This is a genomic window from Halomonas sp. McH1-25 (genome assembly GCF_022348165.1).
Taxonomy (GTDB): Bacteria; Pseudomonadota; Gammaproteobacteria; order Pseudomonadales; family Halomonadaceae; genus Modicisalibacter.
Map to the genome: position 1 here is coordinate 649,644 of NZ_JAKRFI010000002.1, position 8,604 is coordinate 658,247.

Genomic DNA, 8,604 nt, shown 5'->3' on the forward strand with positions numbered 1-8,604 from the left:
CGAGCGCAGCATGGCCAATTTTCATACACATCTCAGCGTCGCCGTGGCGGGTGGCGCGCTGCTTGCCGTCAGTGGCTGGCATGCTGCCCTTTGGTCGGCGGCCGATGCCGGGCCGTTGGCGGCGCTGACCGCCTTCGGCGGTATCCTGCCCGATATCGATTCCGATCATTCCCGTTCCATCCGGCTGATCTTCACGCTGTTCGCCGTACTCGCCGTGGTTGGCGGCGCCCTGCTGCTGCAGAATCGCTTGAGCCCGGGGGCGCTGGTCGTCGCCTGCGGCGGCCTCTACGTGGGGGTGCGCTATGCCTTCGGTTCGGTGTTCAAGCGTTTCACCGTACATCGCGGCATCTGGCATTCGTTACTCGCCGCGATGTTGTGTGGGCTGGTCACTACTGCCGTGAGTTACCAGCTCTTGCAGCAGAATGCCTGGATGGCCTGGGCACATGGGTTGGCGCTAGTGATAGGTACGTTGATTCACCTGCTGCTCGACGAGATGTATAGCGTCGATCTGGTCGGCTCGCGGCTGAAGCGCTCCTTTGGCACGGCATTCAAGCTGTTCGATTATCGCGAGCCGGGCAACTCGGTGATCATGCTGATGATGGCTGCCGGACTGGCCCCCTGGTTGCCGCCCTGGCAGGTGCTGGTCGACCTGCTGGCTCAGGGCTCGCGATTGTGGCGATAGTCCTCGGCCTTGAGACCGTACTTGCGTAGCTTGTCGTAGAGCGTCTTGCGCGGCAGGCCGAGATGCTCGCAGACGGTCGTGATGCGCCCGTGATGGTTGGCCAGCGACTGGCTGATCAAGCTTCTTTCGAACAGCTCCACCTGTTGGGGTAGGGCCATGTCGTTGGTGCCGATATCGGCGCCCTCGAGCAGCTGGTCGAGGCGGTAATCGTAGGCAGCGCCGAGGAGCACGAAGCGCTCGGCAAGATTGCGCAGTTCGCGCACGTTGCCGGGCCAGTCGTGGGCCATCAGCACCGATATGTCGGCGGCATTGAGTGGCGGCGCTTCGAGCCCGCTGCGGTTGGCGGCGACCACGGCGAAGTGCTGGAACAACAGCGGGATGTCCTCGCGCCGTTCGCGCAGCGGCGGGATCGGCAGCGTCACCACGTTGAGCCGGTAATAGAGGTCTTCGCGGAACGTGCCATGCTCGGCGGCCGCCTTGAGGTCGGTCTTGGTGGCGGCGATGATGCGAATATCGAGGGGGATCGGTTCATTGGCGCCCAGCCGCTCTACGCTGCGTTCCTGCAATACACGCAGCAGCTTGACCTGCAGTGCCAGCGGCATCGACTCGATTTCATCGAGAAATACACTGCCACCGTTGGCATGCTCGAACTTGCCGATGCGGCGCTCCACGGCCCCGGTGAAGGCTCCCTTCTCATGACCGAACAGCTCCGATTCGATGATGCTCTCGGGGACGGCGCCGCAATTGATGGCCACGAACGGCCGGCCGCTGCGCGGGCTGCGCTCGTGCAGCGAACGTGCGACCAAGTCCTTGCCCACGCCGGTTTCGCCGAACAGCAATACATCGGCGTCTACCTGACTGATCCTCTGAAGCATGGCGCTTAGGTGCTGTATCGCTGAGGTGCGGCCGACGATACGCGGTCCCGGTGCGGCGCGCTGGGCATCGAGTTCGGCCTTCAGGTGCCGGTTTTCCAGGCTCAACTGGCGCTTCTCGGTGGCGCGGCGCACCACGTCGGCCAACTGCTCTCCGGCAAACGGTTTCTCGAGGAAATCCCAGGCTCCCTCGCGCATCGCCTCGACGGCGGTGGAAATATCGCCGTGTCCGGTGATCAGAATCACCGGCAGATCGGGGTCGCGGCGGTGGACTTCGCGCAGCAGGGCCATGCCGTCCATGCCCGGCATGCGAATATCGGTAATCAGCACGCCCGGATAATCGGGACTCAGGGCATCGAGAGCCGCCTCGGCACTGCTCAATGCCTCCGGACGGTACCCGGCCAGTTCCAGGGTCTGGCTGGCGGTGATGCGCAGGTGCTCTTCGTCATCGACGATCAATACCGGTGGGGCAGCCGGTTCATGCATGGCGATTCTCCTTGCATAGTGATAACGCACCGGTTTGGGATAGGCGGGCTGCGGTAGGGGGATTGGCCGCTCCACTGGCGCGTAGTGTCACGCTGAACCGTGCACCGCCATCGGCGGCATTGCTCGCCTCGAGGCGTCCACCGAGGTCATCGACGATGCGCGCCGAGATGGACAGGCCGAGCCCCAATCCCTTGCCGGTGGCCTTGGTGGTGAAGAAAGGCTCGAAGACCCGACCGAGATGCGACGCGGCGATGCCGGGCCCGTGATCGCGGACGCCGAGCCGTACCCAGCCATTTTCCTCGACGATAGACAGCTCGAGACGTGGCGCCGGCGTCTCGCTCATGGCCTGCAGGGCATTGCCTATCAGGTTGACGAGCACCTGCTCCAGACGTACCAGGTCGGCATGTACCCAGACATCCTCCACCGGCCAGTCCTGAATCACCTCGACACGAGCCTCGGTCAGACGTGAGCGGTATAGGCGCAGCGCATAACCGAAGCTAGCCTGGGCCGATACGGCAGTCAGACTGTCGCCGCTCTTGCGCGAAAACTGCTTCAGTTGCGCACTGATCTCTGCCATGCGGGCCGTCAGCTCAACGATCTGGGCGAGGTTGCCGTTAGCGGCCTCGCTGCGACCTCGGTCGAGAAAGACGCGGGCGTTTTCAGCATAGGCACGGATGGCCGCCAATGGCTGGTTGAGTTCGTGATTGATGCCGGCGGCCATCTGGCCCAGTACGGCAAGCTTGGCGGCTTGGATCAGCTCGTCCTGGGCTTGGCGCAATTCGGCCTCGGCGCGGCGACGTTCGTCGATTTCGGCCGACAATCGGCGGTTGGAGTCGAGCAGATCGCGGGTTCGCTCCTCGACGCGTTGCTCCAGTTGGTCGCGAGCCCGGGCGAGGGCCTGCTCCTGGATCTTGCGCTCGCTAAGGTCGAAGACCGTCGCCAGCCAGCGTTCGCCATGCGGACTGACCAACGGACTGATGGTCAACTCGAGCGGAACGAGATCGCCACCGGGGCGTACCGCCAGTACTTCGACGGCTGAGGAGGGGTGGGGCTGGCGCAGGGCCAGGACGCGCCGGGCATCGGCGGGGGTCAGCAGCTCGGTCAGGTGGCGTCCTTCCACGTTGGCAGGCGTGTGGCTGAAGATCGCTTGAGCGGTAGGGTTGAGGTAGGCCAGTGACGCTTGCTCGTCGAGGACCAGCAGGCCGGCCCGGGTGCGGTCGATGATGCCACGGACCCGGGCCTGCCCCTCCGCCAGCGTCTGACGTTCGCGCTCCGCGAACAGTTCACGTTCGCGCCGCAGACGCCAGCGCTGCCAGCCGATGCCACCGCCCAGCACCACTACGCCATACAGGCCGGCAGCGAGCATGCCGGCCTGCCACTGGGCACTCTCCAGGGAGGTCAGCGGCTTGAGCATATGCACTGTCCATCCTAGCGAGGGTAGTTCGCGAGACAGCGCAAGGTAGGCCATTTCGTGCAGTGGACCCCGCTCGAACCGGACGAGACGGGATCCATCGGCACGCAGGTCGAAGGTGGCGAGCGAGACCGTATCCAGAGGAACCCCGTCGTAGCGACGTGTCTGCTGGAGCCGGCGTTGGACGGCGCTGTCCAGCGGAGTCAGGCTGGCCAAGCGCAGGTCGGGCTGGCTGGCCATGAAAATGACGCCGTTTTCGTCACTGACCAGCAGTTCGCCATTTTGGCTGCTCCAGTTGCCTTCCAGTGGAGCGACTAGCACCTTGACGACCACAACGCCTTCGGCACGCCGACTGCTGGCATCGAGCTGAACCGGGGCGGAGAAATAGTAGCCGCGCTCGCCGGATTGCGTGCCCAGGCCGTAGAAGCGCCCCATTTGGCCTTGCATGGCGAGCTGGAAGTACGGCCGGAAGCTGTAGTTCTGGCCCACGAAACTATGCGGCAGGTGCCAGTTACTGGCCGCCAGGGTAGTACCGCTTCGGTCGAGTAGATAAATGTCCGATACATCGGTGATGGCCCGAAACTCATCGAAGATGCGGTTGAGGTTCATGACCGCTACCGGGTCGTCGGGGTTGGCCAGTGCACGCTTGAGCGTTTCGCGGCTGGCTAGCAGGCGCGGCAGGTAATCATGGCGGGAGAGATACGAGGAAATCCCGGCTGCAGCGAGTCGCAGTTCGCTAGTGGCTTCTTTATGTAGCGACTCCAGCGCCTCCTCGCGAGCCAACAGGGCTGCCTGCCAGGCGCTCAGCAGTAAGCCCAGCGGAATCAGTAGCAGGAGCAGATGGCGCCACAGGCGGGGAAGGCGAGTCGCTTGCATGGCCCCCCCTACTCAGGGCGCTCGGGTAGCGCCTGGGCACGGCGCAAGGCGCGCTGTGTTCGGGTCTCGGCGCGTTCCTGCTCGAGCAGGCCTTCTTCGACGAAGACCAGATGTTCATGAGCGCGTGAGCGGGCATCTTCGGCACGGCCTTCGATGATGGCATCCAGCAGCGCACGATGCTGGGTCATCAGCTGCTCGCGCGCCCCGGGGCGCTCGAAGAGGTGTGCCAGACTGGAGACGATACTCTTCTCGAGCAAGTGGAAAATGCCGCGAATCGTGTGCAGCAGAAGCACGTTGTGCCCGGCCTCGGCGATTGCCAAGTGAAAGGCGGCGTCGGCCTTGGCTTCGCGGTGCGGGTCGTCCTGCAGGGAGGGTTCGGCATAGGATGCAGCGAGTTCCTCGTAGCGTCGGATCAGCAGTTCCTTGTCCGCCGGTGTCGAGCGCAACGCGGCATAGTAGGCGGAAATCCCCTCGAGAGCATCGCGGAACTCGAGCAGGTCGAGATGGAACTCGCCATGGCGCGAGAGCAATTCCAGCAGCGGGTCGCTATAGCCGCTCTTGAGCTCCTCGCTGACGAACGTACCGCCCCCTTGACGGCTGGTCAGCAGGCCCCGTGCCGAGAGCTTCTGGATAGCCTCGCGCAACGACGGGCGCGATACGCCGAAGCGCTCGGCCAGCTCGCGTTCCGGGGGCAGGCGCTGCCCTGGAGACAAACTGCCTTCGAGGATCATGGCCTCGAGGCGCTCGGTGATGACATCGGCAATGCGCGGCTGGCGAACCGGCTGATAGACCATGCGCTGTTCTCGTGATACTAGAGGAAATGGAACGGTGGGGAATACCTGCCGCTCACCGATTGTGACAAAGTCGCGTCAGGGCCGCTAACGCCAAATTGGTATTACCAATAGTAACCTCTTTTTCCGAGTCTGCCGAATTCGCCGGGCGTAGGGTTTTCCTGACGTAATAAGCGCTTACTGCGCCACAAATGAATGTATAGACCAAAGTTCATGTCGATTTTCTCGATGAGCCGAGTGTTTGCGTTTGACGAGTGGCAATGTCTGCCTCTAAGGTGCTTCAAGACTTTGGGTAAATTGGTAAAACCAATTTACCGCGGCGATCACAATCCTTAGAATGCCGCGCGCCCGGCTGGCAGCCCCTGTCGCCGGTTCGAGGAGATCCGATATGACGCCACTCAAGCTGTACCCACCCAAGCCGGACAAGGTGTACTTTTTCGGCACCTGTCTGATCGACATGTTTTATCCCCAGGCGGGGCTCGACGGGATTCGCCTGCTCGAGCGCGAGGGGATCGAGGTCGTATTTCCCGACGATCAGACCTGCTGCGGCCAGCCGGCGTACACCTCGGGCTATCACGACGAGGCGCGTGCCGTGGCCGAGGCGCAGCTCGACCTGTTTCCCGAACCCTGGCCGATCATCGTGCCCTCGGGATCGTGCGGCGGCATGATGCGTACCCATTATCCGCAACTGTTTGCCGGTTCCCATCGGGCGAGTCAGGCCGAAGACGTGGCGGGGCGAATTTTCGAACTCACCGAGTTCCTCGTGCATGTCTGCCATGTGCGCCTGGAAGACAAGGGGCAACCACAGCGGGTGGCGATGCACACCTCATGCAGCGCACGCCGTGAAATGGGGCTGGCGGACACCGGGCCGGCACTGTTGAATCAATTGGGCAACGTCTCCCTGGTAGAGCAGGCGCGAGCGAGCGAGTGCTGTGGCTTCGGTGGTACGTTCGCGGTACGACACCCCGAAGTCTCCGCCGCTATGGTCGAAGACAAGACTCAGGCCATCGAGGCTGCCGGCGCGGAGCACTTCGTGACCTCGGATTGCGGCTGTCTGATGAATATCGGTGGCCGCCTGGAGCGTAAGCGGCAGAATGGCCAGGACGGGCAGGTTGGTGGCGAGCATATTGCCAGCTATCTCTGGAGGCGTACGTCATGAGCTTTCAGAGCGACTCTCCCCAGATCTATACACCGCAGGCATTTCATCGCCAGGCACATGATGCGCTGGGCAATCCGCAGATTCGCAGCAACTTCCGGCGCGCGATGGACGGCCTGATGAGCAAGCGCCGTGAGGCTTTCGGCGACTGGGACCTCGAGACCCTTCGCGAGCTGGGCGCCAACATCCGATTGCGTGCGCTGGCCAAGTTGCCGGACCTTCTCGAACAGCTTGAGACCAATTGCCAAGCCAACGGCATTCGCGTTCATTGGGCCGAGGATGGCGAGCAGGCGTGCCGGATCATTCGTGATCTGTGCGAGGCGCGCGGCGCCCGGCATGTCATCAAGGGCAAGTCGATGGTGTCCGAGGAAATGCACCTCAACGACCATCTGCAAGCTGCGGGCATCGAGGCGCTGGAATCGGATCTCGGCGAATACCTGGTGCAGCTCAACGAGCAGACACCCTCGCACATCATCATGCCGGCGATTCACCTCAATACCGAGGAGATTTCCGATGTCATGCATGATCGGACGGGGACCGAACGCACCACCGATGTCGACTATCTTACTGCGGCTGCGCGGGCGCAGTTGCGCGAGCGTTTCATGGCCGCCGATGTAGGGATTTCCGGCGTCAACTTCGCCGTGGCCGAAACCGGTACGCTCTGCCTGGTCGAGAATGAAGGCAACGGACGCATGACCACGACGGTGCCGCCGGTACATATTGCCGTGACCGGGATAGAGAAGGTGGTCGAACACCTGCGCGATGTGCCGCCTCTCTATGCGCTGCTGACCCGCTCGGCGACGGGGCAGCATGTCACGACTTACTTCAACATGATCTCGGGGCCGCGCAAGCCCGGCGAGCGCGACGGCCCTGAAGAAGTCCATCTGGTGCTGGTCGACAACGGTCGTTCCAGTATCTACCAGGACAATGAATTGCTTGACACGCTGCGCTGCATTCGCTGTGGGGCGTGCATGAATCATTGCCCGGTCTATACCCGCGTCGGCGGGCATACTTATGGCACGACCTATCCCGGGCCGATCGGCAGCATCCTCATGCCGCATCTGATGGGGCTCGAAGCGACCAAGGATCTGCCCAGTGCCTCCAGCCTGTGCGGTGCCTGCGGCGAAGTCTGTCCGGTCAAGATACCCATTCCCGACCTGCTGGTGCGTCTACGCAAGGAAGCCGTTGGCGAAGGCCGCGGCAATGTGGAAGGCGCTGGTGCCAAGCGCGACCGCAAGGAAGCGCTGGCCTGGAAAGGCTGGCAGTGGCTGGCAACGCACCCCGGCGCCTGGCGGGCAGGGACTGGGGTAGCCGGCAAGTTCCGCACCTTGTCTCCTTCGCGCCTGGGGACGTGGACCGACTGTCGTGAGGCCCCCAAGCCGGCCGGCACGTCATTGCATGCGTTGGTGAAGCAGCATCGTCGCAAAGTGGGCCGGGAGGATGAGCAATGAGCGCGCGTGAGACTATCTTGCGACGGTTGCGTGAGCGGACCGATGGAGTCCTGCCGGTGCCCGACACCGATTTTTCCGTTGTGACCGGGCGAGGGTGGTCGCAGGAAGAGCGTCTGCAACGTTTCGAGGCCAGGATCAGCTCCGTGCATGGTGAAGTGATTCATGCCTCCAAAGACGAGTGGGTCGCCGCGCTGCGTGAGACGCTACAGGCCAAGGGCGTAAAGCGACTGGGCCTGGGGCGTGAGCATGGCGTAGCTCGCGAGGCGCGTTCTGGGCTGCAAGGGACAGCAATCGAGCTTGTCGATGCCGACCGCGATATCGAAACGTGGTCGCGTGAGCAATTCGAAACGCTGGACGCCGGGCTGACATCGACCCGCGGCGGTATCGCCGAAACCGGCAGTCTATGGCTATGGCCTACACCGGACGAGCCGCGTCGTCTGAGCCTGGTGCCGCCACTACATATAGCCGTACTCGACGTAGAGACCATCGAGGACACTTTCTTCGATGTGGTCGAGCGCCATGGTTGGGCCGGCCAGATGCCGACCAACGCCCTGTTGATCTCGGGGCCGAGCAAGACCGCCGATATCGAACAGACGCTGGCGTATGGCGTGCATGGGCCGCGTGAATTGGTCGTGCTGATGCGTCACTGAACGGCAAGATAAAAAAGTCGCAGAAAAGGCTTGTCAGGGAGGGGCGAGATCCGTAAAGTACGCATCCGCTGCTGACGACGGGCACACGTTGTTGGCGGTGAAGGTGGCGCAAGGCGCTGTTTCTGTTGGGGTTTTTCTCGGTTCGCTGAGAAAGAGCAGTTGACAGATACGCCGCATTCGGTAGAATGCACCGCCACGGATTCGGGGTTCGCCCGACAGGATGGAAGCC

General features: G+C 62.9%; 8 protein-coding genes. 4 read left to right on the forward strand and 4 right to left on the reverse strand.

Features of this window, described 5'->3' with window-relative positions; genetic code table 11:
* The first annotated feature begins 10 nt into the window (after positions 1-10).
* Positions 11-682 (forward strand): metal-dependent hydrolase, encoded by a 672-nt coding sequence (locus MHM84_RS09440; RefSeq protein ID WP_239265242.1) that lies wholly within the window; start codon positions 11-13, stop codon positions 680-682.
* Here MHM84_RS09440 and MHM84_RS09445 read toward each other — a convergent pair.
* Genes MHM84_RS09445 through MHM84_RS09455 form a run of 3 tightly spaced genes read right to left on the reverse strand, consistent with a single transcriptional unit; the run spans position 658 to position 5,121 of the window.
* Positions 658-2,040: a sigma-54 dependent transcriptional regulator gene (locus MHM84_RS09445; protein ID WP_239265245.1), complete on the reverse strand. Its 1,383-nt coding sequence runs from the start codon at positions 2,038-2,040 to the stop codon at positions 658-660. The two genes, MHM84_RS09440 and MHM84_RS09445, sit on opposite strands and share 25 nt — an antisense overlap.
* Complete coding sequence (locus MHM84_RS09450) at positions 2,033-4,327, reverse strand: ATP-binding protein (protein WP_239265247.1); 2,295 nt, start codon at positions 4,325-4,327, stop codon at positions 2,033-2,035. Before MHM84_RS09450 ends, MHM84_RS09445 begins: the two co-directional genes overlap by 8 nt.
* Positions 4,328-4,335: 8 nt before the next feature.
* On the reverse strand, positions 4,336-5,121 hold the full coding sequence (locus MHM84_RS09455; protein ID WP_239265249.1) for a GntR family transcriptional regulator: 786 nt from the start codon (positions 5,119-5,121) through the stop codon (positions 4,336-4,338).
* A gap of 385 nt (positions 5,122-5,506) precedes the next feature.
* On the opposite strand from MHM84_RS09455, the gene MHM84_RS09460 reads away from it, so the two are divergent.
* The 3 genes from MHM84_RS09460 to MHM84_RS09470 are packed head-to-tail and all read left to right on the forward strand — an operon-like array spanning position 5,507 to position 8,375.
* The gene (locus tag MHM84_RS09460) at positions 5,507-6,277 is read left to right on the forward strand and encodes a (Fe-S)-binding protein (protein ID WP_239265251.1); all 771 of its coding nucleotides are present in this window, start codon (positions 5,507-5,509) and stop codon (positions 6,275-6,277) included.
* Positions 6,274-7,725 (forward strand): LutB/LldF family L-lactate oxidation iron-sulfur protein, encoded by a 1,452-nt coding sequence (locus tag MHM84_RS09465; protein WP_239265253.1) that lies wholly within the window; start codon positions 6,274-6,276, stop codon positions 7,723-7,725. Before MHM84_RS09460 ends, MHM84_RS09465 begins: the two co-directional genes overlap by 4 nt.
* Positions 7,722-8,375: a lactate utilization protein C gene (locus MHM84_RS09470; RefSeq protein ID WP_239265255.1), complete on the forward strand. Its 654-nt coding sequence runs from the start codon at positions 7,722-7,724 to the stop codon at positions 8,373-8,375. Before MHM84_RS09465 ends, MHM84_RS09470 begins: the two co-directional genes overlap by 4 nt.
* A 33-nt stretch (positions 8,376-8,408) precedes the next feature.
* Here MHM84_RS09470 and MHM84_RS09475 read toward each other — a convergent pair.
* Positions 8,409-8,604, reverse strand: a 196-nt coding sequence (locus tag MHM84_RS09475; RefSeq protein ID WP_239265257.1) for a hypothetical protein, incomplete at its 5' end; no start/stop codon positions are given.